The sequence below is a fragment of the Streptomyces sp. NBC_00322 genome, assembly GCF_036147535.1.
Taxonomy (GTDB): Bacteria; Actinomycetota; Actinomycetes; order Streptomycetales; family Streptomycetaceae; genus Streptomyces.
Window position 1 is genome coordinate 8,086,976 of the sequence record NZ_CP108019.1, and the last position, 25,563, is coordinate 8,112,538.

General features: G+C 69.1%; 25 protein-coding genes. 13 read left to right on the forward strand and 12 right to left on the reverse strand.

What is annotated here, in order from left to right; all coding sequences use genetic code 11:
• Positions 1-197: 197 nt before the first annotated feature.
• The 3 genes from OG905_RS36875 to OG905_RS36885 all read right to left on the reverse strand — a co-directional run bounded on the left by OG905_RS36875 (position 198) and on the right by OG905_RS36885 (position 2,163).
• Positions 198-401: a cold-shock protein gene (locus OG905_RS36875; RefSeq protein WP_018536328.1), complete on the reverse strand. Its 204-nt coding sequence runs from the start codon at positions 399-401 to the stop codon at positions 198-200.
• Positions 402-709: 308 nt separating this feature from the next.
• Positions 710-1,057 carry a MerR family transcriptional regulator gene (locus OG905_RS36880; protein ID WP_328681387.1) on the reverse strand — a complete coding sequence of 116 codons (348 nt, stop codon included), beginning with the start codon at positions 1,055-1,057 and terminating at the stop codon, positions 710-712.
• A 482-nt stretch (positions 1,058-1,539) separates the two neighbouring features.
• Positions 1,540-2,163: a class I SAM-dependent methyltransferase gene (locus OG905_RS36885; RefSeq protein ID WP_328681389.1), complete on the reverse strand. Its 624-nt coding sequence runs from the start codon at positions 2,161-2,163 to the stop codon at positions 1,540-1,542.
• Between the two features lie 303 nt (positions 2,164-2,466).
• Here OG905_RS36885 and OG905_RS36890 point away from each other — a divergent pair, with 303 nt between their 5' ends.
• Both OG905_RS36890 and OG905_RS36895 read left to right on the forward strand, forming a co-directional pair.
• On the forward strand, positions 2,467-4,146 hold the full coding sequence (locus OG905_RS36890) for an RICIN domain-containing protein (RefSeq protein ID WP_328681391.1): 1,680 nt from the start codon (positions 2,467-2,469) through the stop codon (positions 4,144-4,146).
• Positions 4,147-4,339: 193 nt separating this feature from the next.
• Positions 4,340-6,178: a sulfatase gene (locus OG905_RS36895; RefSeq protein ID WP_443044034.1), complete on the forward strand. Its 1,839-nt coding sequence runs from the start codon at positions 4,340-4,342 to the stop codon at positions 6,176-6,178.
• 37 nt (positions 6,179-6,215) lie between these two features.
• Here OG905_RS36895 and OG905_RS36900 read toward each other — a convergent pair whose 3' ends face one another.
• Both OG905_RS36900 and OG905_RS36905 read right to left on the reverse strand, forming a co-directional pair.
• Positions 6,216-6,641, reverse strand: coding sequence for a VOC family protein (locus OG905_RS36900; RefSeq protein ID WP_328681393.1), 426 nt, complete (start codon positions 6,639-6,641; stop codon positions 6,216-6,218).
• Positions 6,642-6,912: 271 nt separating this feature from the next.
• On the reverse strand, positions 6,913-8,421 hold the full coding sequence (locus OG905_RS36905) for a glutamate synthase subunit beta (protein ID WP_328681395.1): 1,509 nt from the start codon (positions 8,419-8,421) through the stop codon (positions 6,913-6,915).
• A 268-nt stretch (positions 8,422-8,689) separates the two neighbouring features.
• On the opposite strand from OG905_RS36905, the gene OG905_RS36910 reads away from it, so the two are divergent.
• The 3 genes from OG905_RS36910 (at position 8,690) to OG905_RS36920 (ending at position 12,066) form a co-directional block, all read left to right on the forward strand.
• Complete coding sequence (locus OG905_RS36910; protein WP_328681397.1) at positions 8,690-9,526, forward strand: SDR family NAD(P)-dependent oxidoreductase; 837 nt, start codon at positions 8,690-8,692, stop codon at positions 9,524-9,526.
• Between the two features lie 98 nt (positions 9,527-9,624).
• Positions 9,625-10,773 (forward strand): serine hydrolase domain-containing protein, encoded by a 1,149-nt coding sequence (locus OG905_RS36915; RefSeq protein ID WP_328681398.1) that lies wholly within the window; start codon positions 9,625-9,627, stop codon positions 10,771-10,773.
• A 204-nt stretch (positions 10,774-10,977) separates the two neighbouring features.
• The gene (locus OG905_RS36920; protein ID WP_328681399.1) at positions 10,978-12,066 is read left to right on the forward strand and encodes a sugar ABC transporter substrate-binding protein; all 1,089 of its coding nucleotides are present in this window, start codon (positions 10,978-10,980) and stop codon (positions 12,064-12,066) included.
• Positions 12,067-12,137: 71 nt separating this feature from the next.
• Here the strand turns inward: OG905_RS36920 and OG905_RS36925 are convergent, their stop codons facing one another.
• Positions 12,138-12,476 carry a PepSY domain-containing protein gene (locus OG905_RS36925; RefSeq protein ID WP_328681400.1) on the reverse strand — a complete coding sequence of 113 codons (339 nt, stop codon included), beginning with the start codon at positions 12,474-12,476 and terminating at the stop codon, positions 12,138-12,140.
• A gap of 196 nt (positions 12,477-12,672) precedes the next feature.
• Here OG905_RS36925 and OG905_RS36930 point away from each other — a divergent pair, with 196 nt between their 5' ends.
• Genes OG905_RS36930 through OG905_RS36940 form a run of 3 tightly spaced genes read left to right on the forward strand, consistent with a single transcriptional unit; the run spans position 12,673 to position 16,220 of the window.
• On the forward strand, positions 12,673-14,331 hold the full coding sequence (locus OG905_RS36930; protein ID WP_328681402.1) for an FAD-dependent oxidoreductase: 1,659 nt from the start codon (positions 12,673-12,675) through the stop codon (positions 14,329-14,331).
• Complete coding sequence (locus tag OG905_RS36935) at positions 14,328-15,845, forward strand: ATP-binding protein (RefSeq protein ID WP_328681403.1); 1,518 nt, start codon at positions 14,328-14,330, stop codon at positions 15,843-15,845. Before OG905_RS36930 ends, OG905_RS36935 begins: the two co-directional genes overlap by 4 nt.
• A gap of 15 nt (positions 15,846-15,860) precedes the next feature.
• Positions 15,861-16,220, forward strand: coding sequence for a UBP-type zinc finger domain-containing protein (locus OG905_RS36940; RefSeq protein ID WP_328681404.1), 360 nt, complete (start codon positions 15,861-15,863; stop codon positions 16,218-16,220).
• Positions 16,221-16,385: 165 nt separating this feature from the next.
• Here OG905_RS36940 and OG905_RS36945 read toward each other — a convergent pair whose 3' ends face one another.
• The 4 genes from OG905_RS36945 to OG905_RS36960 form a co-directional block, all read right to left on the reverse strand.
• Complete coding sequence (locus tag OG905_RS36945; protein WP_328681405.1) at positions 16,386-17,195, reverse strand: Cof-type HAD-IIB family hydrolase; 810 nt, start codon at positions 17,193-17,195, stop codon at positions 16,386-16,388.
• 66 nt (positions 17,196-17,261) lie between these two features.
• Entirely contained in the window at positions 17,262-18,593 is a 1,332-nt protein-coding gene (locus OG905_RS36950) for a diacylglycerol/lipid kinase family protein (RefSeq protein ID WP_328681406.1), read from the reverse strand.
• A gap of 149 nt (positions 18,594-18,742) precedes the next feature.
• Positions 18,743-20,059, reverse strand: coding sequence for a cation:proton antiporter (locus OG905_RS36955; protein WP_328681407.1), 1,317 nt, complete (start codon positions 20,057-20,059; stop codon positions 18,743-18,745).
• A 205-nt stretch (positions 20,060-20,264) separates the two neighbouring features.
• On the reverse strand, positions 20,265-21,242 hold the full coding sequence (locus OG905_RS36960) for a YhjD/YihY/BrkB family envelope integrity protein (protein ID WP_328681409.1): 978 nt from the start codon (positions 21,240-21,242) through the stop codon (positions 20,265-20,267).
• A 214-nt stretch (positions 21,243-21,456) separates the two neighbouring features.
• On the opposite strand from OG905_RS36960, the gene OG905_RS36965 reads away from it, so the two are divergent.
• The 5 genes from OG905_RS36965 to OG905_RS36985 all read left to right on the forward strand — a co-directional run bounded on the left by OG905_RS36965 (position 21,457) and on the right by OG905_RS36985 (position 24,173).
• The gene (locus OG905_RS36965; protein WP_328682800.1) at positions 21,457-22,125 is read left to right on the forward strand and encodes a GAP family protein; all 669 of its coding nucleotides are present in this window, start codon (positions 21,457-21,459) and stop codon (positions 22,123-22,125) included.
• 168 nt (positions 22,126-22,293) lie between these two features.
• On the forward strand, positions 22,294-22,731 hold the full coding sequence (locus OG905_RS36970; RefSeq protein WP_328681411.1) for a DUF6325 family protein: 438 nt from the start codon (positions 22,294-22,296) through the stop codon (positions 22,729-22,731).
• A 52-nt stretch (positions 22,732-22,783) separates the two neighbouring features.
• Positions 22,784-23,071 carry an SHOCT domain-containing protein gene (locus tag OG905_RS36975; protein ID WP_328681413.1) on the forward strand — a complete coding sequence of 96 codons (288 nt, stop codon included), beginning with the start codon at positions 22,784-22,786 and terminating at the stop codon, positions 23,069-23,071.
• Between the two features lie 49 nt (positions 23,072-23,120).
• Entirely contained in the window at positions 23,121-23,411 is a 291-nt protein-coding gene (locus OG905_RS36980; protein WP_328681415.1) for a YkvA family protein, read from the forward strand.
• 66 nt (positions 23,412-23,477) lie between these two features.
• Positions 23,478-24,173, forward strand: coding sequence for an alpha/beta fold hydrolase (locus OG905_RS36985; protein ID WP_328681418.1), 696 nt, complete (start codon positions 23,478-23,480; stop codon positions 24,171-24,173).
• A 246-nt stretch (positions 24,174-24,419) separates the two neighbouring features.
• Here OG905_RS36985 and OG905_RS36990 read toward each other — a convergent pair whose 3' ends face one another.
• Both OG905_RS36990 and OG905_RS36995 read right to left on the reverse strand, forming a co-directional pair.
• The gene (locus tag OG905_RS36990) at positions 24,420-24,878 is read right to left on the reverse strand and encodes an SRPBCC family protein (protein ID WP_328681419.1); all 459 of its coding nucleotides are present in this window, start codon (positions 24,876-24,878) and stop codon (positions 24,420-24,422) included.
• 44 nt (positions 24,879-24,922) lie between these two features.
• On the reverse strand, positions 24,923-25,561 hold the full coding sequence (locus tag OG905_RS36995; RefSeq protein WP_328681421.1) for a TetR/AcrR family transcriptional regulator: 639 nt from the start codon (positions 25,559-25,561) through the stop codon (positions 24,923-24,925).
• Between the last annotated feature and the right edge of the window lie 2 nt (positions 25,562-25,563).

The following is a 25,563-nucleotide window of genomic DNA, read 5'->3' on the forward strand; positions in this document are numbered from 1 at the left end:
CGATGCCGAATCATGGGGGATCGGGCGGACCTGTGTCCGGCAGGAGCAGGGGGGCGGATCGACCGCCCTGCGGCGTGAAAACGTATGACGTCTCGCCGCATATGACGTCACTGCGGACCTGGCCAAACCCGGAAAAAGCAACGAGCCGGGGCCCGCACCCCAAGGTGCGGGCCCCAGCTGCGTTGTGCGTTTCAGCCTCAGGCGGGAACGATGTTCTCGGCCTGCGGGCCCTTCTGGCCCTGCGTGACGTCGAAGTTCACCTTCTGGCCTTCCTGAAGCTCACGGAAGCCCTGGGTGGCGATGTTCGAGTAGTGGGCGAAGACGTCGGGGCCGCCACCCTCCTGCTCGATGAAGCCGAAGCCCTTTTCCGCGTTGAACCACTTGACGGTGCCAGTAGCCATGTCATATCTCCTTCGGGGCAGTGCCGGCGCCCGCACTGTGCGAGCTCCGCGTCGCCTTGATGATTGCCCCGTCCGGAAATGCATCCGGCAATACATAAGTGCACGATCCGGCATTGATACCGGTCCGAGCACTTGAAGTCTTTGGGAACCACAACTGCAACTGAGAACAACGGTAGCACGACGCAAGCGGCCGAGCGCGGCGAGTAATATCACTCCGCCCGTCGCGCCATAAACCCTCATCGCCCGTTGCCCGAATATCTATGCCTGCCGCGACAGATATTGGCTGCCCGTCGAGCTCGGGGGCGTCGTCAGGCGTCGGCTGCTCCGCTCGAGTCTGCCGTGGACCGTCGCAGTTCTTCATTGAGTCGCAGGGCTTCCTCGAGCTGGTCCTCCAGAATGACGATGCGGCAGGCTGCCTCGATCGGCGTCCCGCCGTCGACGAGCTCGCGTGCCCGGGCGGCGATGCGCAGCTGGTAGCGGGAGTAGCGGCGATGGCCGCCCTCGGACCGCAGTGGGGTGATCAGTCGGGCATCGCCCACGGCCCGGAGGAAGCCGGGCGTGGCGCCGATCATTTCGGCGGCGCGGCCCATGGTGTAGGCGGGGTAATCGTCATCGTCGAACCGGTCGGCGGTGGGCGAGGGGGTTTCTTGGGGCATTCGCACCTCTTCTGAAACGCGTCGAGGGGCCCCGGTGCGTACACACCGGGGCCCCGAGGGGTATCAACACCATCTGCCGGCGCTGTGCGCTGGCTTTCGTATTCCGCTGGTCCGTCCTTGAGGCCGGACGTGCGGGGATCGCGGATGCGTGACCGGGGACCACCTTCCAATCGGGGCCTGCGGTACCCGGGCGAACCGGAGTATCGCCCGGGCGATCCTGATGGCGTCTGCTCCTCTCTTTCTTCGGGGCGTGCTGCTCCGGACATCTGGTGCCGCACACGGCTTGGCGTGCGCTCGCACCAGTCGGCTGTGTTGCGTATCGCCGACTTGATCGGCTACGCAAGAAACTTTAGCCGCGTGGCCATCTAATTTCTACCTTGATTGCCATACATTTTCCTGGCGGCCCAGGAGAGGTGCTGCCGGCCCGGCCGACGATCACGAGGAGGACTGGGGCGAGCTAGGGCCTGTCGTTTGGATCAGCCCTAGGCGGACAGGGCGACGCCGAGGGAATCGGCTCCCATGGGCTTCGGCGCACCCTTCTCGTAGAAGACGTCCAGTTCCGAAATCGTGAACCCCGCGCCGGTCAGCATGTCGACGATCGGCCGGGTGAGGTGACACCCGCCGAAGAGCCGCTTGTTCACCGGCTCGAGGCGTCGTTGCCAGTGACGGACGTTCTCGTCCCCTTCGGGGGCCAGCCCGTGCTCGACGAAATGCAGGGTCCCACCGGGCTTGAGGACGCGGCGCACTTCGCGCAGGGCGGCGTCGGCATCGGGAATGGTGCACAGCGTCCACGTGGACAACGCGGCGTCGAAACTGTCGTCCTCGAAGGGCAACGACTGCCCGTCAAGCCCGGCGCGCCGCACCGGGATCCGTGACGCCCTCACGCGCTCGGCGGCAATCCTCCATCCGACATCGGAAGGCTCGACCGCGGCCACGCCGGTGACGGTCTCCGGGTAGAAAGGAACGTTGTGCCCCGTCCCGAACCCGATCTCGACGACTTCGCCCTTCAGGCCCTCGCAGACTCGGCGTCGTAGCGGCTGGGCGGTCTTGGCTCCGCAGGCGACGTTGACAACCCGCGGTAGGACTCGCTCGGCGTAGAACCCCATGGCGACCTCCGCGTCTCTTGTCCAGCATCGCACCGGAGCAGCTCGGACGCAGTGCCGTCGGGCTGTTCGCCTGCCTCGGAAAGGTGCCGAGTGAGGAATGGGCAGGAGCGACTGCTTCGCGCCGTGGTGGGCGAGTTGAGCGCCGGCAGTCGGTCTGGCCGCGAGCAGCGACTTACCCGCGGAAACACCTTTCCCTGACGTGCCGACTGCCTCACTATGGGCTCTTGTTTCTTGCCGGTAACACCGGCGTGTTTCCACTGGGCAGCGGGTCGCTCGCGCTGTAGTGAACGAGGAGTCAAGAGGGTGCCAGAGCTCCACCAGATCGGTCCCGGTTCCGCGGACGAGAAGCCGGTCTACGCCGCCCTGGCGGACTCGGAGCTCACCGAACGTATCCGCGCCGGTGCCCCGGCCGCCCATCCCGCCGCCCAGGAGCTCAAGCGCCGCCACCTGCCTGCCGTCCTCACCTACGCCCGGCTCTGCGGACGCAATCAGGTCGCCGGGCACCAACTGGCCGTGCAGGCCTTCGACCTGGCCGTTCAGGAGGCTTGCCGGGGCATCGAACCCCGGGGGAACTGGCGGCACCATGTGCTGATGCTCGTTCAGCGGGTGGGTCTCGCCTGGGCCGTCGGCAGCCGCCGGGACCGGCTCGAACCCGATTTCGCCGCATGGACCGATGAGACGGCCGACTTCACCGCACCGGATGTGCCCATGTCCCGGCTCCGGTTCGAGGCGTCGTCCGCGATGCTCACCGGCTTCTACCGGCTGCCGGAGCTGACACGGGGCATCCTTTGGTACGCGGTGGTGGACGGGGAACCGGACGCCACCGTCGCCACCTTCCTCAGCGTCAAGCCGGATCTCGTTCCGGAGCTGCGGGACAAGGCACAGGACGCCATGCGGCAGGCCTATCTGTGGGCATATCTGGAGCGTGGCGGGAACAGGAAGTGCCTGGGCTTCCGCCGCATCATCGAGGCGGCGGCGCGGCCGGGGGACCGGCGACACAGCGAGGACCTGACGCTCCACCTGGCGGAATGCCCCAGCTGCACCCGGCTGCTCGCGGAGCTGGCGCGGATGGGGGACGACCCCCGTGCCGTGTTCGCCGAAGGGCTGCTCGGCTGGGGCGGATCGGCGTACGCGGCCCGCGGTCCGGTGCGCGGGCTGCTCGATGCCGTTCCGGCGCAGCCCGACCGGTCGAAGGCCACGGTCACCATGCCGGCGTTCGGCGCTTCCGGGACGCTGACGCAGCGCGACGGGACGTCGCGGAAGGGCGCGAGCCGGCCGTCCCGGACCGTCGTCCTCGTCGCTGTGGCGGTCGCGGGCGCCGTCGTCGCCGGCACTCTGCTGGGATACGCCTCCGAGGATTCCGGTCCGGCACGCGTCCGCGTGAAGGAGCCCCCGCTCAGGGAGAGCTGGCCGGCCGTTGCCGCGCCCGCCCCCGCCCCGACGAAGAGTCCCACCCGGCAGCCGTCGAAGAAGCCTTCACCCTCGCCGAGCCCCACCGCCCCGGCCGCCGCCACCAAGACCCCGGCGCCCACTGCCTCGAAGAAGCTCCCGCCCCCGCCGTCGCTGATCGTCGCGGGGGGCGGCTACACGCAGGTCGTGAATGCGGATTCCGGGCTGTGCCTGGACATCGTGAACGGCGTGATGGAGAACCGTACCGACGTCGTCACCGCCCGCTGCAGTGGCGCCCCGACCCAGCAGTGGAGCCTGGACTCCATCGGACTCCTGCACAGTAAAGAGGACCCCGACTACTGCCTGGACTCGCGCGGTGGCACCGACCGTGGCGTCGGTATCTGGTCCTGCGCCTCGGTCGAGGGCAGGAACGGCCTGAATCTGCTCTTCACCGTCGATGGATCGGGAGCCATACGCCCACGGATCGCGCCGGACTTCGCCCTTGAACCCCTGGGCGGCTCCGAGGGCGCTCCCCTCGACTTCGACCCCGCGGACGGAGACCGCGACCAGCGCTGGACCACGGGTGTTGCCTGAGCGACGGGCTGGTCAGCCCCGACAACAGGGGGACCCCGTCAACCAGTTCACCCTCCCGGCGTACGCTTCCCGCGCGGGCGACCCCGGTGATTGAACAGAAGCCGCAGGCAGGCCGTACACATGGGCGCGGCCCCCGACCTCCCGAGCCTGGACCGCGTGCCACCACCCGGCTTCGTACGGAAGGACCCCCGGCGTGTCGCTCTTCACGCGCTCCAGCCAGCTGCCCCCCGCGGATATGGCATCCACAGAGGAGGGCCCGGCGCCGGACGGCCCCTCGGAGCGCACACCGGACCACGACGCCGCGGGTCGGGACACCACCGGCGGTGACGCCGCCGGCGACGACCCGCACGAGCCCGTCACCGACGGCGGCTGGCGGGACAGGTATCCGGCCGCGGCGCGTGCGGTGGCGTGGACGACCACCGCCCTGGCCGCGCTGCTCGTATTGTTCGCCCTCCTCATGCCGCAGGACGTCGCCCGCCTCACGCCCAGCACGTTCGTACGCATACCGGTGGAGGGGATATTCGGCGCCGCTGCACTGCTTGCCCTGCCGACGAGGGCGAGGCGTGCGGCGGCGGTCCTCGCCGGGGCGGTCCTCGGCATGCTGACCCTCCTCAACTTCCTCGACATGGGCTTCCACGAGGTCTTCGGCCGAGGGTTCAACCTTGTGCTCGACTGGATCCTGCTCGACGACGGCGAGTCGTTCCTCCAGGACTCGATAGGCCGGGCGGGCGCGATCGGTGTCGTCATCGTGGTCGTGATCTTCGTGCTCGCCCTGCTCGTCCTCATGACGCTGGCGGTCGTCCGGCTCAGCAACCTCATGGCCCGGCACAGCGCCGTGGCGACCCGTACGACTCTGGTACTCGGGACCGCCTGGATAACCTGCACGGCGCTCGGCCTGCAGCTCGCCGGTGCGCCGGTCGCCTCCAGGAACACGTACGCGCTCGTGCATAACCGTGCGGCCCTCGTGAAGGCGACTATGAAGGACGAGAAGGCGTTCGCCAAGGAGGCCGCCGTCGACGCCTTCCGCGACACCCCGCCCGACCAGTTGCTGACCGGACTGCGCGGCAAGGACGTCATCTTCGCCTTCATCGAGAGCTACGGCCGCAGCGCGGTCGAGGACCCGTCGATGGCGCCCCGGGTGGACGCGGCACTCGCGGACGGGACCAAGCGGCTGCGTGCGGCCGGGTACTCGGCCAGGAGTGGCTGGCTCACCTCTCCGACGTACGGCGGCGGCAGTTGGCTGGCCCACTCCACGTTCGCGTCGGGCCTGTGGATCGAGAACCAGCAGCGCTACCGCACCATCACCGCAGGGGACCATCTGACCCTCCCCGGCGCCTTCCGGAGCACCGGCGCCTGGCGGACGGTCGGCATCATGCCGGGCGTCACCAAGAACTGGCCGGAGGGAAAGTTCTACGGCTTCGACAAGGTCTACGATTCGCGGCATCTCGGGTACGAGGGCCCGGAGTTCAGCTGGTCGACCATGCCCGACCAGTACGCCCTGAAGGCCTTCGAGCGCCTGGAGCACGGCAAGAACCACGACAAGCCGCTGATGTCGGAGATCATCCTGACCTCCAGCCACAACCCCTGGGCACCCCTCCCCAAGACCCTCGGCTGGGACGAGATCGGTGACGGCTCCGAATACGACGCCATCGAGAAGGCGGGCAAGGACCCCGTGGACGTGTGGAAGGACTCCGGCGAGGTGCGCGCCGAGTACGCCAAGTCCATCCAGTACTCGCTGGAGAGCCTGACCTCCTACATGGAGAAGTACGGCAACAAGAACACCGTGCTCGTCTTCCTCGGCGACCACCAGCCCGTGTCGAAGGTCTCCGGCGACCACGCAAGCCGGGACGTACCGATCGCGATCGTCGCCCACGACCCGGCCGTGCTGGACCGGATCTCCGGCTGGGGCTGGCACGACGGCCTGAAGCCCGACCCGAAGGGCCCGGTCTGGAAGATGGACGCCTTCCGCGACCGCTTCCTGACGGCGTACGGCCCGAAGCCCGGCGCCACGCCGTCCCCGACGCCCCGGTGACGGGACTTTGAAGACCCGAGCTGTCGCGCCCCGGTGATCAGACGACCGGCTCTCCGATGCCCAGCATGTTCCCCTCGCTGTCGCGGAACCAGGCGCCGCGTTCTCCCCGTGCACCCTTGCTCGGGTAGTTCCCGTCGATCTCGGCGATCCCACCACTCGTACGCACCCCGGGAAGGTCGACCTCCTCGAACACGACGCCGCGTCGCCCGAGTTCCGACACGACGGCCTCGATGTCGTCGACCTCCCACCCCATCTGGGTGAAGGTGCCGGGTGACGATCCCGCGGACTGGAACAGGGCGAAGTCCACGCCTCCACAGCGGTACAGCAGCCCGCCGGGCCGCTCGTCGACCGGTTCGAGCCCGAGCGTCTCGGAGTAGAACTGCCGCGCCCGGCCCAGGTCCTGGGCGGGAAGCCTGGTCGCCACGCGTGCGCCGGCGAGAATGCTCGTGTCATGTGCGTTCATACGTCCCACTGTGCCGTGAGCAATGGAGAAGGGCAGCTGCGACGAAGCCGTCCGCCTGGTTTCTCAAGGCGGACGGCCCGCGTCGTGATGTTCAGAGATCAAGATCGGCGACGGCACGTAAGTGTCCTCGGCCGCTGGACGACACCGGCGCGAGCCGGCGGCGGGATTCGAACCCGCGTTGCTCTCTTGACAGGAGAAGTAGCCGCAGCCTGCGCACCTGAACGAGCTTCACAGTAGCTCCGGAGCGGCTGCGCGGGCACGCGAATAATCGTCAGGCCACCAGGGGCCGGTCCGTCGGGGCGACGGGAGCCGGGAGCACGGTCGAGCCGGTCAGATAGCGGTCCGTCGCTGCCGCGGCGGAGCGCCCCTCCGCGATGGCCCACACCACCAGGGACTGGCCGCGTCCCGCGTCGCCCGCCACGAAGACCCCGTCCCTCCTGGTGCGGCCCGTCCCCTCGGCCGGCTCCGTCGCTTCGGCCGCGAAGGCGGCGTCCCGCGCGAAGTTCCCCCGCTCGTCCAGCCAGAGCCCCAGCTGCTCCATCAGACCGGTGCCCCGTTCGGGACCCGAGAAGCCGAGGGCGAGCAGGACCAGCTCCGCCGGGATCACCCGCTCGGTGTCCGGCCGCGGCCTTCGGTGCCCGGGTTCCACTTCAGTCAGGCACAGCGCGCGCACCTGTCCGGCGGGGTCCCCTTCGAAGCGGAGCGTGGCGGAGGCGAAGACCCTTGGATCCGTGCCCTCCCGCCCCCGAGCCTCTTCATGGGCGTGGGAGATCCGGTAGACCTTCGGATACGTGGGCCAGGGCTCGGCGTCCGGCCGGGAGCCGCCGGGCTCCGGATTGATGTCCAGCTGCACCACGGAGGCCGCGCCCTGGCGCAAAGCGGTGCCCAGACAGTCCGAGCCGGTGTCCCCGCCACCGACGATCACCACGTGTTTGCCCTCGGCGGTGACGGGGGGCGCGGCGTAGTCGCCTTCCCTGACCCGGTTGGCGAGGGTCAGATACTCCATGGCCTGATGGATGCCGTACAGCTCGCGGCCGGGGACGGGGAGCTCCCGCTGCTGCGTGGCTCCGACGGCGACGACCACGGCGTCATGGCGCCTTCTGAGTTCGGTGGCGTCGAGATCGCTGCCGATGTCCACGCCCGTGCGGAATTTGGTCCCCTCCGCCCGCATCTGCTCGATGCGGCGGTCCAGGTGCCGCTTCTCCATCTTGAACGCGGGGATGCCGTAGCGCAGCAGCCCGCCGATGCGGTCGGCCCGTTCGTAGACGGCGACGGTGTGTCCGGTACGGGTGAGCTGTTGCGCGGCGGCCAGTCCGGCGGGTCCGGAGCCGATGACGGCGACGGTCTTCCCGCTGAGCCGCTCCGGCGGCTGCGGGGCGGCGTACCCGCGTTCCCAGATCTGGTCCGCGATGGCCTGCTCGACGTTCTTGATCGTCACCGGATCGGCGTTGATGGCCAGCACGCAGGCGTCCTCGCACGGCGCCGGGCACAGCCGCCCGGTGAACTCGGGGAAGTTGTTCGTCGCGTGCAGCCGTTCTGCCGCGGCCCGCCAGTCGCCGTGCGTCGCGTACGCGTTCCATTCGGGGATGAGATTTCCCAGCGGGCAGCCGCTGTGGCAGAACGGTATGCCGCAGTCCATGCAGCGCCCCGCCTGCTCGGAGACGAGCGGAAGCAGGACCTGCCCCGCGTAGACCTCGTTCCAGTCGCTCAGCCGCTCCTCGACGGGGCGCGCAGGGACGGGCCGCCGGGGGATCTTGAGGAAACCGAAGGGGTCGGTCATGCGCCGCGCCTCCATGGTTCATTCGCGGTGCAATGGGGCGTTCTGGCCAGCCTACGCCTGCTTTGTTCCGCCTCTGTCGACCGTCTCCCGACCGGGAACGGTTCGGCTGCGGGTGAACCTCGCAGCGGAGGCCGGAACCCTCACGTAGGTTCCGGCCATGGTTGATCATCGTTCCCTTGATGTCGGGGGCATCCGGCTGAGCTCGACTGGGACATGGTGCTCGCCGTCAGGAAGCAGATCGACGTCCCGTTGAGGAGGGCCAACAGTCATGGTGAGCAAGCGAGTTGTTCTCGTTACCGGCGGAGGTACGGGGATCGGCGCTGCCACAGCCCGTCTGCTGCGCGGGGCCGGGCACCACGTCGTTGTCTCGGGACGCCGGCCGGAGCCGTTGGAGCGCCTCGCGAAGGAGACCGGAGTTCTGGCCCACCCGTCCGACATCGGTGATCCCGACGCCGTGCGCGATCTCGTCGCGGCGTCCGTGGCCGCCTACGGCCGACTCGACGGTGTCGTACTCAATGCCGGCGTGGGGAGAGGTGGAGCGGTCGGCGACCTGTCGGTCGAGGACTGGGACACCGTTATGCGGACCAACGTCACCGGCCCTTTCCTGCTCCTGCGCGCCGCACTCCCGCACCTGCTGAAGGCCAAGGGCTCGGTGGTCGCCGTCGCCTCGGTCTCCGCGCTGCGCAACGGGTCGGCCAACGCCGCGTACGCAACGTCCAAGGCGGCCCTCCTCCAGCTGTGCCGCTCGCTCGCCGTCGACTACGGGCCACACGGGCTGCGCGCCAATACGGTGTGCCCGAGCTGGGTGCGTACCGAGATGGCTGACCGGCGCATGGTGCGATTCGCCGAAGAGGCGAGGCTGGGGGAGCGCGGCGTCGATGTGGCGTACGGCGTCGATGCGGCGTACGAGGAGGCGACCCGGCTGCTTCCCGCAGGCCGCCCCGGAGAGCCGCACGAGGTCGCGGAGGCGATCGCCTGGCTGCTGTCACCCGCCGCGTCGTTCGTCAACGGGGCGGTGCTCACCGTCGACGGCGGGGCGACGGCGCTTGATCCCGGGACCGTCGCCTTCAACTTCCGCATCGAGCCGCGTGCCGAGGGAAGCTGATCTCCCTCGCTGATCGTGAATCGGCGGCACCGGCGCGCGATGATTCTGTGCCGCATGGGGAGTCTTCCTTCCGACCGCACACTCGAGAAGGTGGACCGATGACCAACCTGCACGACACCCTCCAGGCGAACGTCAGCAACGGATCGGTGCCCGGCGCGGTGGGCCTGGTGGCCCGCGGCGACCGCGTCGAGGTGGCGGCCGTCGGTTCCGTCGACGTCGACGGAATCGCACCGATGGCCAGGGATTCGATCTTCCGTATCGCTTCGCTCACCAAGCCTGTGGTCGCCGCGGCGGTCATGATGCTGGTCGAGGACGGCCGCATCGCGCTGGACGACCCGGTCGGCCAGTGGCTGCCGGAGCTGGCGAAGCCGACTGTCGTCCGCACGCCGGGCAGTCCGGTCGACGACGTGGTGCCGGCAGCGAGGCCCATCACCGTGCGCGATGTGCTCAGCTCCCGCGCCGGGCACGGCTTCCCGTCGGACTTCTCGCTCCCGGCGGTCCAATTGCTGTTCAGTGAGCTGAAGCAGGGACCGCCGCAGCCTCAACTGGTCCCGGCGCCGGATAAGTGGATGGGGGCGCTGTCCCGTATTCCGCTGCTGTACCAGCCGGGGGACGCGTGGCTGTACAACACCTCCTCCGACATTCAGGGCGTGCTGATCGCCAGAGTCTCGGGCCGTCCGCTGCCCGAGTTCCTGGCTGAGCGGCTGTTCGAGCCGCTCAGCATGATCGACACCGGATTCGAGGTCCCGGCCGACAAGCTCGACCGGTTCACCAGCTACTACCGAACGGATCCGGCGGGCGCTCTTGAACTGGTCGACGCCCCCGACGGGCAGTGGAGCAGCGTCCCGGTGTTCCCGTCCGGCGCCGGCGGGCTGGTCTCGACCCTCGACGACTGGCACGCATTCGCCCGGATGCTGCTCGCCGAGGGGACCGCCGACGGCCGCGCGCTGTTGTCGCCCGAGTCGGTGCGGCAGATGACCACCGACCAGCTGACCCAGTCCCAGCGCGCTGCGGGCACGTTGTTCCTGGAGGGCCAGGGCTGGGGCTTCGGCGGCTCGGTCGACGTCGAGGCCATCGACCCCTGGAACGTCCCGGGACGCTACGGCTGGGTGGGCGGCACCGGAACGGCTGCGCACATCACGGCGTCCACCGGCGCGGTCACCATCCTGCTCAGCCAGCGTGCGATGGCCGGACCGACCCCGCCCGGTCTGATGCGGGACTTCTGGCGGTACGCGGCCGACGCCTGAGGCCGGTCAGTGGTGCGGTCTGTCGTCCCCGAGGCGAGGCGTAGCTGCTGGTCGGCGGGCACGTTTGCCTTCACTTAGCTAACGAATGAGCCCCGTTGCTGTCTCGTTAGGATTGTACTTCTTGACGCTTTTATGGGGGTGGAGTTGACTTCCAGCCACCTCGACCGTAGTGACGCGGTCGGTCAGGGAGGTTGAGTTCCACAGATGAACGCACTACTGCGTCGTTCCGCCGTTGCTGTCGCCGCATCCGCCATGACTGTCTCGCTCGCCGCCTGTGGCGGCGAGCAGGGCTCGGGCGTGAGGATAAGCGACGACATCACCGTCGGTCTGCTCCTTCCGGAGAGCGAGGCTGCTCGCTACGAGAAGTTCGACCTGCCGGTCATCAAGGAGAAGATCGGACAGCTGACGAACGACAAGGGCAAGGTGGTCTACGCCAACGCGAAGCAGGACGCGACGCTGCAGAGCCGGCAGGTCGAAACGATGGTCGCCGACAAGGTCGATGTGCTGATCGTGGACGCGGTGGACTCCAAGGCGATCGCGGGCTCGATCAAGAAAGCCCACGACGCAGGTATCCCGGTCGTCGCCTTCGACCGCCTCGCCGAGGGGCCGATCGACGCCTACACCTCTTTCGACAACGAAGAGGTCGGCCATGTGCAGGGCAAGGCGCTGCTCACCGCACTCGGCGCCAAGGCCAAGGACGGCCAGATAGTGGTGATGAACGGTGCCGTCACCGACCCGAACGCCGCCATGTTCAAGAAGGGCGCGCACACGGAGCTCGACGGCAAGGTCAACATCGGCGAGGAGTACGACACCAAGGACTGGAAGCCGGAGAACGCCACCGCGAACATGCAGGCGGCGATCGAGTCGATCGGCAACGACAAGATCATCGGTGTCTACTCCGCCAACGACGGCATGGCGGGCGGCGTCATCGCCGCCCTCAAGTCGGCCGGTATCTTCCCGATCCCGCCGGTCACCGGCCAGGACGCCGAGCTCGCCGCCGTGCAGCGCATCGTCGCGGGTGAGCAGTACGCCAGCGTCTACAAGCCGTACGCGCCGGAAGCCGCTGCCGCCGCCGAGATGGCCATCCTGCTGGCCAGGGGCATGGCGCTCGGCATGGCTCAGACGGACGTCGACAGCCCGACCACCAAGGCCATCCCCTCGGTGCTGGTCCCTGTCATCTCGCTGACCAAGGAAAACATCCGGGAGACCGTCATCAAGGACGGCGTCTACACGGCCGCGGAGATCTGCACCCCGAAGTACAAGGCAGCCTGCGTCCAACTCGGTCTGAAGTAGGACCTCACCCGGCGGCGGCACCGCGACTCCCGCGGTGCCGCGTGCCGGGGCTCAGCGGGGCCGAGCGGCCCTCAGCCCTTGTCGCCGGACCCGTCCTGGTCGCCGCTCTCGCTGTCGGCCACGCTGGTGAGCACCTTGAAGTCCTTGTCCAGGTGGACATCCGCCTGCTTGCCGTTGGTGAGCGTGACCTCGACCTCGTAGTAGCCCTCTTCGTCGCCGGCCTCGGTGCCGGTGACCGTGCCGCCGCCGGTGTGGGCGAGCGCGGCGCTGCTTGCCCTGTCGAGGGCGGGTCCGGTGATGGCCGGTGTGCTGTCGTCGTCGCCGGAGCCCGCCACGGCGATGCCCGTTCCTGCGCCGATGAGGGCGGCCGCGGCCGTCGCGCCGACGATCCACATGGTCCTGCGGTTCATGGCTGCTGCCTCTCGCCGAGAGTCGCTGTGCAGAGACATGATGCGCCGGCCCACCTGAAGGGACGCTGAACCGGCCGACGCCGGTGGCCCGCCCCAGTACCGCGGACGAGTGCCCGGTGGGCCGGGGCCCGCACCCCGCCCGTCACCATGGGCATTCGCATCGCTTTCGTGATCGATGCGGCGCATTATGGGGGGCATGGCGAAGCCGACCATCCTGACCGTCGATGACGATCCGGGAGTCTCCCGAGCCATCGCCCGTGACCTCCGACGCCGGTACGGCGACCGGTATCGGGTCATTCGCGCGCCTTCGGGTGAAGAGGCATTGGACGCCTTGCGCGAGGTCAAGCTGCGAGGCGAGCCGCTCGCCGTGATGATCGCCGACTACCGCATGCCGACGATGAACGGCGTGCAGTTCCTCGAAGCGGCCATGGACCTCTTCCCGCTGGCCAGACGGGTGCTTCTGACGGCGTACGCCGACACGGGCGCGGCCATCGACGCGATCAACATCGTCGATCTCGATCATTATCTGCTCAAGCCGTGGAGTCCCCCGGAGGAGAACCTCTATCCGGTGCTGGACGCACTGCTGGAAGTGTGGGCGAGCGCACCCGACCCTGAGGTGGGAGAGACAAGGATCGTCGGCCACCGCTGGTCGGCGCCGTCCTTCGCCGTACGGGAATTCCTCGCCCGCAATCTCGTGCCCTATCGCTGGATAGCCGCCGACGAGCCCGAAGGCGGGCGGCTCCTGGACGCGGCCGGCCTCAGTGCCGATGACGTGCCCCTGGTGATCACGACCGACGGCAAGACCCTGCAGGCGCCGACCGAGGCCGAACTCGCCGCCCAGGTGGGGCTGAGCACCACCCCCGCGGCCGACTTCTACGACGTTGTCGTCATCGGCGCGGGCCCAGCAGGTCTCGGCGCCGCCGTCTACGCGGCTTCCGAGGGCCTGCGCACGGTGCTGGTGGAGCGGAGCGCCACCGGCGGGCAGGCCGGTCAGAGCAGCCGTATCGAGAACTATCTGGGCTTCCCCGACGGAGTCTCCGGTGCGCAGCTGACGGACCGGGCACGTCGGCAGGCCACCCGTTTCGGCGCCGAGATCCTCAGTGCACGGGAAGTGGTCTCGCTCGAGGCGGCAGGGGCCGGCCGGGTGCTGCGCTTCAGCGACGGGACCGAGATCGGGGCCCACACCGTCGTCCTGGCCACGGGGGTCTCCTACCGGCGGCTGGAGGGGCCGGGCCTGGACCAGTTCACCGGAGCGGGCGTGTTCTACGGCTCGGCATCCTTCGAAGCAGCCAGCTGCATCGGGGAAGACGTGTACATCGTCGGAGGAGCCAACTCCGCGGGCCAGGCAGCCGTCTACTTCTCCCGCTACGCCGACCGCGTTCATCTCCTCGTGCGCGGCCCCGACCTGACCCGGGCGATGTCGCACTACCTGATCCAGCAGATCGACAGCATCCCCAGCATCCAGGTGCACCCGCACACCGAAGTGGCGGCCGGCGAGGGCGAGTCGCATCTCGAGCGCCTGGTACTGCGCGACAACCGCACCGACGCTGTCACCACGACCGATGCCTCATGGCTCTTCGTCTTCATCGGCGCCGAACCGCCCACACAATGGCTGGAAGGCGTCGTCTCCCGTGATGAACGGGGCTTCGTGCTCACCGGCCCCGACCTGCTGTCCGAGGGGGCGCGCCCCGCGGGATGGCCGCTGGCACGGGACCCGTACCACCTCGAGACGAGCGTGCCCGGTGTCTTCGCCGCCGGCGACGTACGGGCCGACTCGGTCAAACGGGTCGCATCCGCGGTGGGGGAAGGCGCCATGGCCGTCTCCCTGGTGCACCGCTACCTGGAGGCGCAATGAATGCCCCGATCCGCGACAGACTCAGCCCGGCCGAACTGCGGACCCTCTTCCTCTTCGAGGCCCTCGACGACAAGCAACTGGCCTGGCTCTCCGAGCGCGGCCGCGTCGAAGTACGTCAGGGCGCAACGCCCGTCTACTCCCAGGGCGAGCCCGCCACCTGCTTCTTCGTGCTTCTCAGCGGCACGGTCGCCGTCGTCCGCCGCCTCCACGGCGACGACATCGAGTTCGGCCGCACCGACCAGGTGGGCGTCTACAGCGGAGCCACTCAGGCCTACCTCGGGGACCGGGTGGACCAGGTCTACCCCAACACACTCAAGGCCATCACCGACGTCGAACTCTTCGTGCTGCCCGCCGAAGAGTTCGCCCACGCGATACGCACCTGGTTCCCCATGGCCCTGCATCTGCTCGAAGGCCTCTTCTTCGGCACCCGCGCCAGCAACACCATCATCGGCGAACGCGAACGCCTGGAGGCCCTCGGCTCACTCACCGCCGGACTCACGCACGAGCTCAACAACCCCGCGGCCGCGGCCGTACGAGCCACCGACACCTTGCGCGACCGGGTCACCAAGATGCGCCACAAACTCGCCCTCATCGCCGACGGCCGGGTGGACGGAACCCGTCTGCACCATCTCGTCGAGATGCAGGACGAGGCCGTCAAGCGTGCCTACAACGCCCCCAAGCTGTCGGCGATCGAGGCCGCCGACGCCGAGGACGAGGTCACCGACTGGCTGGAGAACCACGACATCGACCGGTCCTGGGACATCGCCCCTGTCCTGGTCGCCGGTGGCATCGACCCTGCATGGCTGTCCGCGGCCACCGACCGCCTCGGCGACGAGAACCGGCAGGCCGCGGTGGGCTGGCTCATGTACACCATCGACACCGAGCTGCTGATGGGGGAGATCGAGGACGCCGTCAGCCGCATCTCCGGCCTCGTGGAAGCGGCACGCCAGTACTCCCAGCTCGACCGCGCCGCTCAGCAGCCCGTCGACGTCCACGAACTCCTCGACGCCACGCTGGTGATGCTGCAGGCCAAGATCCCCTCGGGCGTGCGGGTCGTGAAGGAGTACGACCACGACCTGCCGACCGTCCCGGCGTACGGCGCGGAGCTCAACCAGGTCTGGACGAACCTCATCGACAACGCGCTCGGCGCGATGAACGGCAGCGGCACCCTCACGATCGCCACCTGGCGCGACGGCGACCACCTCTTCGTCGAGGTCCGCGACACCGGTCCCGGCATCCCGGCCGACATCCGTCCGCGGATCTTCGAGCCCTTCTTCACCACGAAGCCGGTCGGCGAGGGCACCGGCCTGGGCCTCGACATCTCCTACCGCATCGTCGTCAACAAGCACCACGGCGACATCAGAGTGGACTCGCAGCCGGGCGACACGAGATTCCGCGTATGCCTGCCGATCACACCGCCCGCGGACGCCGAGGAACCGCCGCCCGCCGCTGCCGACACGTTCCGAACTTCCCCAACTTCCCCAACTTCCCGAACCGAACCTGCCTCAGGATGAGCGAGGAGAGAAGAGATGGCACACGACCAGATTCCGGGCATCGACCTCGCAGCCAGGCCGAGCGGTGACGGGTGCGTCGAGTGTCTGGCCGGTGACGGTCCAGGCTGGTGGTTCCACCTGCGGCGGTGCGCTGAATGCGGACACATCGGCTGCTGCGACTCGTCGCCCTCACAGCACGGAACGAAGCACGCGAAGCAGGTGGGGCACCCGTTCATCACCAGTTTCGAGCCGGGGGAAAGCTGGTTCTGGAACGTGAACACACAGGAGTACTACGAGGGGCCGGAGTTGGCTCCCCCCACCTCGCATCCGACGAGACAGCCGACACCGGGCCCCCAGGGCGCGGTGCCCGCGGACTGGGAGCGGCACCTGCGCTGACGCGCGGTACGGGCCCCATCGCGACGAACTGGAGGCGTACGGGCTCACCCGGTCCGTGGGCGAGGACCGGATCTTTCCCACCCTGCCCACGGCGGTGGCCGCGTACCGCGCCTGGTGCGGGGAGAACGAGAACGGTGGCGGCGGCCACCCGGACAGGGCCTAGGTTCAAGCGTTGCTGAAGAGCTGTTCGAGGACGACCGCCACCCCGTCCTCCTCGTTCGACGCGGTGCGCCGCGGCACCGCCGCGAGTACTGCCGGATGTGCGTTGGCCATGGCGTAGCCGGTGCCTGCCCATTGCAGGAATGTCAGGTCGTTGGGCATGTCGCCGAACGCGACCACGTCCGTGGCGTCGATTCCCCGCGCGGCGCACAGTGCGGCGAGGGTGCTTGCTTTGCTGACACCCGGCGCGCTGATCTCCAGCAGTCCCGCCCCGCCCGAGTGGGTGAACTGTGCCACTCCGCCCGCCGAAGCCTCCGCGGCTGCGAGCAGGAAGTCCGCGTCGAGCTGCGCCGACCAGGCGAGCAGCTTGGTGATGGGGACATCGGTCAGCCACAGGTCCGGCAGGGACGCCACGGGGATCTCGGTGTCGGCGGCTCCGGGGAATCGCAGCCCGAACCCCGGTTCATACAGGACCTGATGGCCGGTTTCCACGGCGAAGCCCAGTCCGGGTGCGGCTTCCGACAGCGCGGTGGCCACGTGGCGGGCGGCGGCTACGGACAGGGCTCGTGTTTCCACGACGGTGCGCGCCGTGGCGTCGTAGACGAGGGCACCGTTGCTGCATACCGCCGTTCCGACCAGCCCGCTCGCAGTGGTGAGCATGTCGACGAAGCGCGGTGGCCGGGCGGTGACGAGGACGACCTCCGTGCCGGCGTCGACCGCGCCACGCAGGGCGCGAATCGTGCGCTCCGAGAGAACTCCGCCACTGCGCAGGAGGGTGCCGTCGAGATCGGTGGCGATCAGCCGAGGAGGATGCATCGCCCGATGTTACTGAACTCCCCTGCGCACGCCCTGCCTTCAGGCACCCGGCAGCCTGGCGGGGCCTCAGCTCTTGCCCATCGCGAGCTTCCCCAGCCGCCGCCAGTCCATCGGCGGCCTCGTCGGGGGCACGCCGGGGCGGTCGCGCGGAACCCGGACGCGCAGGGCCCGCGGCTGGATCCGGCAGCGGACGGGCGTCGGCAGGGTGAGCGCCTCGCCGTCCACGCCGACCTGGACTTCGGGCTCGTCCGCGTCGACGACCACCTCACGGACGGTCAGCACAGTGAGTCCGCGCGCATGTTTGCCGCGGAGCATGTCGGCTGCTTGCGCCGCGCTGTCGACCTTGATGCCCAGGACGCCGAGGTTGCCGGAGTCCAGCCGGTCCCGGCGCCCCAGTCCGGCGGGATCGCCCACCCGGTACGGGTTGTTGCTGACCAGTACGGCCTGGGGCTCGAGTACGGCCTCGTGCTCGCCGGTTGCCTCGTCGGCGGCGCGCAGGACCAGGCGGGGGCCGCTGCGGTGGGTGAGCAGGTCCGGAATCATCCGCAGGATGGTGCGCACCTTGTCGTTGCGGTAGGCGGGGCTCTGCACCACTGCCGCGTACGTGCCGAAGGAGGCGTTGTTGACGAAGGCGAGCTCTCCGATGAAGCCAAGGTCGACAAGGAGTTCCACGCCGTCGGTGAGTGCGTCGAGGGATGTCGACGGGTCGTCCCGGTCGAGGCCCAGATCCAGGGCGAAGTGGTTGCGCGTTCCTGCCGGGAGGACCAGGAAGGGAATGTCCTGTTCCGCAGCGACCGCTGCGACCTGGGCCTGTGTGCCGTCGCCGGCAGCGACGCCGAGCAGGTCGGCGCCATCGCCGATGGCCCGGCGCGCGAGCTCGGAGACATCCTGTGGAGGGCCCGCCTCCAGCACCAGGACATCGGCGCCCAGTGCCTCGGCCTTTTCCTTGAGGCGGAACTTCTCCACCTTTCCCCCGCCCGACCAGGGGTTCATGATCAGGAACGGACGCTTCGGCGGCGGAGCCCGGAATTCAGGAGTGGGCGCGGGCTTCGGGGACCTGAGGGCGGCCCGCCCGGCGGAGCCCGCCGCCGCGCACAGCGCGAGGGAAACGATGACCACCCACAGCAGGTCGGACAGCACGTACAGCACGAGCACGGCCACCGGCGCGGCCGCCCCCACCACGAACGCGAGAATCCTGCCGAGTCCGCGGCGGGTCAGTGCCCACCACGCGCAGGCCACGCTCAGGCCCAGTCCGCCAAGCCCCAGGGCCACCAGGGCCACGCTCTTCAGTCCCGCGAACACCACCAGCACGAGTACGGCCGCGGCCCCAGCGGCAATCGCCGAACGAGAGAGCCAACGTCTCGCCCGGGCGCTGCGCGACCCGGCCACGATCTCCATGCACCCTCCCGCCGCCGGCTGTGGCTCATTGCACCGCTGCGAGGCGCCCGACGCATCACCTTCCACGGGTGGTCTCTTCGCCCGTTCCGGATGACGGTCCGAGATGCGCCGACTGCCGGGCTGCCGGACTGCCGCGTCCACCCTCGGCCCTATGGTTCAGGCTTGTCGGGAGGCCTGTTCCTGCGGCGCGTGGCCGGTGCCGGCGTATCTTCCCGCAGCTTCACCGATCCGGCCGCCGCTGCCGAGTGCCACGTTCCGTAGCGGTGGGCGATGGCGACCGCCGACATACCGTGCAGGAGAATGCTGAGACCGACGGTGATGGCGACAACGTTACCCAGCAGCTCGCTCCCCGGGACGTGTTCCTCCACCACCAGGAGCCCGAACACGATGGAGGCGAGACCGCGCGGACCGAACCAGCCGATGTACGCCACCGTGGGCGGTCGCAGCCTGCTCCCCATCAGCGCGAGGGCGACCGGCAGCATCCTGATCACCGTGAGGCTGAGCACCGCATAGGCGACGATCCGCCAACTCAGATGCTCCACAGCCGGTCCGAGGAGTACCGCGCCGAAGACCAGGAAGCACAGCGCGGTCAGCAGCTCGGCAAGGTTCTCGACGAAGTCGGCAGGACGGTCCGCGCTTTCCTCTTCGTACGACTGTCCCTGTGACGTTCGGTTGCGCAGAGCGGCAGAGAAGGCGAAGCCCGCGACCCAAGCGGCGATGAAGCCGCTGCCCTCCGTGACGACTGCCAGCGCGTACGAACCCGCGGCGACGGCCAGGACGAATATCTGCCGCCACGCGGCACTTACCCACCCTCTGGCACGCGCCCCTTGGAGCAGCCGCCCGCTGCACCACCCGACAGCCAGGCCCAGTGCGGTACTGAGGACCAGCGCGCGCCAGAAGATCCCTGCCGTTCCCTCCTCCGATGCCGTCGTCCCGGGCAGCGCTGCGAGGAAGAGGACGAAGAACGGCAGCACCATGCCGTCGTTGAGGCCGCTCTCGGCGTTGAGCCCGTGCCGTACGAGTGCCGGGACGCGAGGGTTGACGATGGCCTGTTTGCCCAGAGCGGCGTCGGTGGGGGCGAGGACGGCGGCGACCAGGGCGAGTTCCCATGCCGTCAGACCCGGCAGCAGGGGCCAGGCCAGCAGCCAGCCCGCCCCGATGGTCAGGGGCAGTCCGAAGGCGAGGAGGCGGGCGGGGAGAAACCCACCGCCGCGCAGGTCCTGTGGGCGCAGGGCCATCGCGTCGGTGAACAGGACCAGTGTCAGGGCGACCTCGATCAGCGTCAGCACAGGGCCGGCGTCGTGCTCCAGATCGAGCAGATCGAGCCCCACCGGGCCGATGAGCACCCCGAAGCCGGTGAACACCATCGCAGGGCTGACGGGAGTGGAGGAGAGTCGTCGTGAGCACAGTGCGTAACCGGCGGTGACGGATGCCACCGCCACGTCCGTCCACGCGCCGCCGCTCATGGCACCGCCGGCACATGGACTGCTGCGCGCGGTGGCCGGGCGCGGCGGGACGGGCTGCAGCCCCCGCGCGTTCGATCGTCCGTCATGGAACCCCCTATCAGGGCCAGAGGGTCACGGCCGGTGACTCTTTTGCGCCTCCCGACAGCCGACCCGCCCGACACGGCGTACGCGCCGACAGGCTTCCGGGCGGTGCCGTCGGTCTGCCTCAGGCATGCCCGCTCTTCTGCATGGCGGAACGCGGACTGCGCAGGTGACGGGCCAGGAGCGGTTGCTGGGCCGCTACGGCTCCCACGGTGATGCCCATGGCGATCGCCACGCAGACCACGATGAGCCACGAGAGGATGACGAAGACGGTGCCGACCGAGCCGTACTCGGACAGCGCGCGATTGAGCGCCCGTGGCATGTAGTACTGCGCCGCGACCGACAGACCGGTCACGCCGATCGCCGTGAGGAAGGCACCCGGCAGGAGGGGCGGCCAGCGGATCAGGCCGCCGAGCAGGAGGTGCTGGCTCCACCACCACAGCCCGGTCTGGGACACGACGGTGACCGGGATGCCGAGCCACAGCCCTGCGCCGAAGCCGTTGCGCAGCGGCGCCTGCACGATCAGGACGGCCAGCCAGACGCCGATCCATGCCAGCCACCGCCAGGCGGCGATCCTGGTGCCCGTCCTCGGCAGCTCCCAGGCACGCTTGCACAGCCGCTGCATCGCCCGGCTGACGGCGGTCGTGGAAAGCAGCAGCAACAGTGCCCCCACCACACCGGTGGCCTCGCGCAGGCTGTTGGTGCTGGACTGATACACCTTCGCCAGCTCCTCGTTCGCGGCGCCGCTGAGCCCGAAGACCGCGCGTAGGGAGCTGATGAGCTGGTTGCGTACGGCCTCCGGGGCGAAGGCTCCGACGACGAAGAGCAGCGGGACCGCGGTCAGGAAGCACTGCGCCGCCAGCCGGGTGGCGGAGTCGAAGATGTTCACCGACACCATACGAGCGGCGAGATGGGTGATGACCGGGAAGCGTGCCTCGGCCTGCTTGTGCAGCCACTTCGCGCTGGTGACCAGCTCCTGGGACCGGACCCGCCACCACGACGGCCGGAAGATCGAGCCGACGCGGCGGCCCGATACGCCCCCTTCCCCCTGCCTCCCCTTGCCCGACTGCGCCCCGAGATCCTCGGGCTCTCTGCGGGGCATCAGCCGACCGGTGCTGCACCCGGGTTCTGCGACCGGCTCCTCACCCGCGACGGCACCCGTCCGATAGGCGTCATGGCGTTGCTCCTTCCTTGCGTCCAGCGTGGGGGACGCGGGACGCGGCGGCATCTCGGCAAGGGCGGCACACGCTGACCAAAAAGTGCCGCTCACTTGGTCATTGCGTAGGCTCGTGACATCGCCGCACGATTGGGGCGCCATGGTCCTCGACCTCCTCCTCATCGCGCTGGCCATCACGCTCGACCCACTGCCGATCATGGCTTTCGTCCTGGTGGTGTCGTCCACCAGGGGCGTGTGGAAAGGGCTGGTCTTCATCCTGGCCTGGCTGGCCTGTCTCGTCGCCGTGATGGCTCTGGTGCTGACACTGACCGGCGGAGATCCCCCGTCGCCCAAATCTTCGCCCTCGACGGCGGGGCTCGCGGTCAAACTGGCCATCGGCGTCGCGCTGGTCCTCTACGGCGAACGTCGGCGGCGGCGCCTGCGATCGGCCCGCGAGTCGGCGTCCTGCCGCTCCAAGACGTCCGCCTCCACGACCTCCCGAATGGACCGCAGCTCGATGTGGGCGGCGGCAGGGCTTGCGGTGTTCCTGCAGCCCTGGGGCATGGTCGCTGCGGGCGCGGCCACGGTCGTCGAGGCTGACCTGTCGCACTTTTCGTCGTACCTGGCGCTGTTCGGCTTCGCGATCCTGGCCACCGCGAGCCTGCTGGCCGCCGAGCTGTACGTCGTGTTCGCTCCTGAGGCCGCCCAGGCGCGGCTGATGAAACTGCGCGCTTGGATGCAAGGCCACCAGGAACAGGCGATCGTGGTGATCTGTCTCCTGCTCGGCCTGTGGCTGACCGGGAACAGCATCTACGAGCTGACCAGTTGACGCGCGGCACTCGGCGGTCTGAGGTGGGGCACTCTGCGGAAGTGCGAAGCCCTGCGCAGGGTGCTGCAATGGTTGAAACGGCCGTTCGTCGCCGTCTCTCGCGGCGAGCGCCGCCGGACATGTGCGGCGGGCGAGTCCCGGACCCCGAACCGCTCGTGAGGAGTGGCCATGAGCGATGACGTGGAACAAATGGGACCCGTCGACTACTTGGTCGTCGAGTTCCCCGGCAACCGAATGACGGGCGAGGGCCTCCCGCTCCTCGTCGACCTGGTCGAGCGCGGCATCATCCGTATCCTCGACCTCCTTTTCATCCGTAAGGACAGCGATGGCTCGGTTGCGGCATTGGACCTGAAGGATTTTGGGGACGAGGTTGATCTGACCGTCTTCGACGGCGCCTCGTCCGGGCTGCTGGGCCAGGACGACATCGAAGAGGCCGCGAACGCGCTGGAGCCGAACAGTTCCGCCGGAATCCTTGTCTACGAGAACGTCTGGGCGGCACCCTTCGCGCGGGCCATGCGGCGCAGCGGTGCGCAGTTGGTGGCGAGCGGGCGCATCCCCGTCCAGGCCCTGCTGGCCTCGCTGGACGCGACCGAAGCGACCTCTTGACCGGCCGGATCACGGACCGAAGGCGCCCGCACACCCTGGGAGATGAGTGAACATGCCCGGACTTCTTCGTGGTGTCGCCCGCACCGCCGTCGTCGCCGGAACCGCCACCGCGGTGTCCAACCGTGTGTCGCGGCGGCAGGGCGGCCGATGGGCACAGCAGGATCAGCAACAGGGGAGCGAGCAGGCGGCGGCGCCCCCTCCCGCCGAACCGCCGCCTCCCCCCGGCGACGACATGACGGCCAAGATGGATCAGCTCAAGCAACTGGGTGACCTCAAGGCCCAAGGGGTACTGACCGAAGAGGAATTCGCGGCACAGAAGGCCAAGATCCTCGGTAGCTGACACCGGACGTTGTGTGGGGTATGCCTGTTTCCAGGAGACGGGAGCAGTCATGCGTACCGAGATGTGGGTTGTGGTGGCGGTCGTCGCGGCACTGATCGCCGCCACCGTGGTGCTGTCAGGTGTGCTCCTGGTCAGACTGGTGAGGGCACGGCGGCGGCTGCGGGACGCCGGAATTCCGGTGGAGAACAAGGTGATCTTCTGGGGCGCCCTGATCTACCTGGCGAGCCCGGTCGACCTCCTGCCCGACCCGGTGCTTCTCGACGACATCGGCGTCCTGCTGCTCGCGCTGCGTTCCCTGCAGTCCGTGGTGGACAGCGCAGGCGTCGCCCGCCGACGCTGAAGCCGCGGCCGCATCTGTCGAAGCGCCCCGGACCGGGATGTCAGACCCCTCCGCTACGTTGCCACCATGACGGAATTCGTACTCGTTGCAGGCGCGTGGCTCGGATCGTGGGCGTGGGACGAGGTGGTGCCGGAGCTGCGTGCGGCCGGCCACGGCGCCCACCCGTTGACGCTCTCCGGTCTCGCCGACAAGCAAGGCGTTCCGGCCGGGCAGCAGACCCACGTCCAGGACATCGTCGACGAGGTCGAACGCCTCGATCCGCGCGATGTCGTCCTGGTCGGACACAGCTACTCGGGTATCCCGGTCGGTCAGGCCGCCGAGCGGATCGGCGACCGCCTGGCCCGCGTGGTCTTCGTCGACTCCAACGTTCCGGCCGACGGCGAGTCGTTCGTGTCCGGCTGGTGGGAGGGCCCGTCGAAGCTCGAGGCTGCGATCGCCGGGAACGGCGGCTTCTGGGCACCGCTGACCGCGGCAGACTGCGACGGCCAGGGGCTCACGGATGAGCAGATCGCACGCATCGTGGGCGGCTCGACACCGCACCCGGGTGCCTCTCTGGCAGAGCCGGCGGTGCTGGCACGCCCGCTCGGCGAGCTTCCGGCGACGTACATCAAATGCCTGCTCGACGGCCCCGAACCGAACCCCGACGTGGCCGAGCTGCTGACCAGTGAGCACTGGCGGCTGGTCAGCATGGACACCGGCCACTGGCCCATGTTCTCCCAGCCGCACGAGCTGGCGCGGATCCTCCTGGAGGCGGCCGGGTAGCGCGTCCGAGTCGGACATGAACGCGGCCTCGTGGGGACCACGTCGCCTTCAACTGCTCTTCAGCGCGGCGCGGCGAAGGGACTTTCCTTGGGCACCCAGCCCAAGGTCTCCAATATTTTGGAGACTTGTTCGCGCGGTATGTCCCCATCCGGGTGATCAAGGTCCCCCGTACGGTACTTGAGTAGCCGACGCATGAACGGAGGCTAGGGGATTCACCCGTCACCGATGCCCTTGCCTTCGCGAGTGCTATACCGGTCTTTCTGCCGACAGCAGTCTCTCCAGCTTGTCGAGAGCTTGAGTCCAGCCTGCCTCGTGCAGGGCGTAGCGCTCCTCAGTGGCGAAGTCGCCCTGTGTGAGGACCAGCTCCGTGGCCGTCCAGCCGAGATCGTGGAGGGCGAGCGTCACCACTGTCTCCCGGTCGTCGGGGGTGGGGGGCTCCCACCGGAAGGTGTAGGACAGGTGAGCCGGCGGGTCGACATCGAGGAACTGGCCCGTCAGGTGGAAGAGATCTCCTTCCGCCGGCTGCATGGCGATGCGATAGTCGCCGCCGGTCCGGAGGTCGCTTTCCACACGGGGAATGGCGAATCCGTCCGGGCCGAACCACTTCGCCAGCTCCTGTGGTTCGGTCAGGGCCCGGAACACAGCCGCGCGCGGTGCGCGCATGATGCGCTGTAGATGCAGGGTCGGACGGGCTTTGTTCGTCATCACGGACCTCCTCGGGTCAGGGGCCGCAAGGGTGGCACTTGGCTTCATGTGACGGCGTTGTCGCGCGCCTGGCTCGGCGGCGCGGGCCGGGCGTCGAGGGCGCGCAGGAGGTGCTCGACCAGGCGGTCGAAGTAATCGGGCTCCAGGTGCGCGTGGCGGACGCTCAACCGCCAGTAGACGGGGGCGGCGAGCAGGTCGAGGGCGAGTTCGAGATCGAGGTCGGTGGGTAGTTCGCCGCGCCCGACGGCCCGCCGCAGTACGACCGTGCCGAGTGCGCGGCTCGGTTCGCCGATGGTGGTACGGATCGCCTCGGCCAGAGCCGGGTTGCGCACGCCCTCGGCGGTCAGGTCCGGCAGGATCGTTGCCATGTGGGGATGGGTCAGCCAGTCGTGCAGCGCCTGCAGCACGCACTGCAGGTCCTCGCGGAGCGAGACGCCCTCGGGATGGTCGGCGAGCGGGACGCTGAACTCCGACAGCACCGCGATCACCATGTCGTGTTTGGACGGCCAGCGGCGGTAGAGGGCGCTCTTGCTGACCCCGGCGCGTCTGGCCACCGCCTCCATCGCCAGTCGCGCGTAGCCGTGCGCGGCCAGTTCCTCCAGGACGGCCTCGGTGATGGCGGAGGTGATCCGCGGCCGGAAGAGGGCGTTGCCGGTCGGGGTGCGTCGGGAGACTTCGGACACGA

What these genes read in the sequence shown, in the direction of transcription:
- OG905_RS36980 (WP_328681415.1), top strand. Translation starts at nt 23,121, where the DNA reads ATGCGTACCGAGATGTGGGTTGTGGTGGCGGTCGTCGCGGCACTGATC.
- OG905_RS36945 (WP_328681405.1), bottom strand. Translation starts at nt 17,195, where the DNA reads ATGCATCCTCCTCGGCTGATCGCCACCGATCTCGACGGCACCCTCCTG.
- OG905_RS36940 (WP_328681404.1), top strand. Translation starts at nt 15,861, where the DNA reads ATGGCACACGACCAGATTCCGGGCATCGACCTCGCAGCCAGGCCGAGC.
- OG905_RS36875 (WP_018536328.1), bottom strand. Translation starts at nt 401, where the DNA reads ATGGCTACTGGCACCGTCAAGTGGTTCAACGCGGAAAAGGGCTTCGGC.
- OG905_RS36955 (WP_328681407.1), bottom strand. Translation starts at nt 20,059, where the DNA reads ATGAGCGGCGGCGCGTGGACGGACGTGGCGGTGGCATCCGTCACCGCC.
- OG905_RS36915 (WP_328681398.1), top strand. Translation starts at nt 9,625, where the DNA reads ATGACCAACCTGCACGACACCCTCCAGGCGAACGTCAGCAACGGATCG.
- OG905_RS36920 (WP_328681399.1), top strand. Translation starts at nt 10,978, where the DNA reads ATGAACGCACTACTGCGTCGTTCCGCCGTTGCTGTCGCCGCATCCGCC.
- OG905_RS36960 (WP_328681409.1), bottom strand. Translation starts at nt 21,242, where the DNA reads ATGCCCCGCAGAGAGCCCGAGGATCTCGGGGCGCAGTCGGGCAAGGGG.
- OG905_RS36935 (WP_328681403.1), top strand. Translation starts at nt 14,328, where the DNA reads ATGAATGCCCCGATCCGCGACAGACTCAGCCCGGCCGAACTGCGGACC.
- OG905_RS36970 (WP_328681411.1), top strand. Translation starts at nt 22,294, where the DNA reads ATGAGCGATGACGTGGAACAAATGGGACCCGTCGACTACTTGGTCGTC.
- OG905_RS36985 (WP_328681418.1), top strand. Translation starts at nt 23,478, where the DNA reads ATGACGGAATTCGTACTCGTTGCAGGCGCGTGGCTCGGATCGTGGGCG.
- OG905_RS36950 (WP_328681406.1), bottom strand. Translation starts at nt 18,593, where the DNA reads ATGGAGATCGTGGCCGGGTCGCGCAGCGCCCGGGCGAGACGTTGGCTC.
- OG905_RS36965 (WP_328682800.1), top strand. Translation starts at nt 21,457, where the DNA reads ATGGTCCTCGACCTCCTCCTCATCGCGCTGGCCATCACGCTCGACCCA.
- OG905_RS36885 (WP_328681389.1), bottom strand. Translation starts at nt 2,163, where the DNA reads ATGGGGTTCTACGCCGAGCGAGTCCTACCGCGGGTTGTCAACGTCGCC.
- OG905_RS36925 (WP_328681400.1), bottom strand. Translation starts at nt 12,476, where the DNA reads ATGAACCGCAGGACCATGTGGATCGTCGGCGCGACGGCCGCGGCCGCC.
- OG905_RS36990 (WP_328681419.1), bottom strand. Translation starts at nt 24,878, where the DNA reads ATGACGAACAAAGCCCGTCCGACCCTGCATCTACAGCGCATCATGCGC.
- OG905_RS36900 (WP_328681393.1), bottom strand. Translation starts at nt 6,641, where the DNA reads ATGAACGCACATGACACGAGCATTCTCGCCGGCGCACGCGTGGCGACC.
- OG905_RS36910 (WP_328681397.1), top strand. Translation starts at nt 8,690, where the DNA reads ATGGTGAGCAAGCGAGTTGTTCTCGTTACCGGCGGAGGTACGGGGATC.
- OG905_RS36930 (WP_328681402.1), top strand. Translation starts at nt 12,673, where the DNA reads ATGGCGAAGCCGACCATCCTGACCGTCGATGACGATCCGGGAGTCTCC.
- OG905_RS36880 (WP_328681387.1), bottom strand. Translation starts at nt 1,057, where the DNA reads ATGCCCCAAGAAACCCCCTCGCCCACCGCCGACCGGTTCGACGATGAC.
- OG905_RS36975 (WP_328681413.1), top strand. Translation starts at nt 22,784, where the DNA reads ATGCCCGGACTTCTTCGTGGTGTCGCCCGCACCGCCGTCGTCGCCGGA.
- OG905_RS36905 (WP_328681395.1), bottom strand. Translation starts at nt 8,421, where the DNA reads ATGACCGACCCCTTCGGTTTCCTCAAGATCCCCCGGCGGCCCGTCCCT.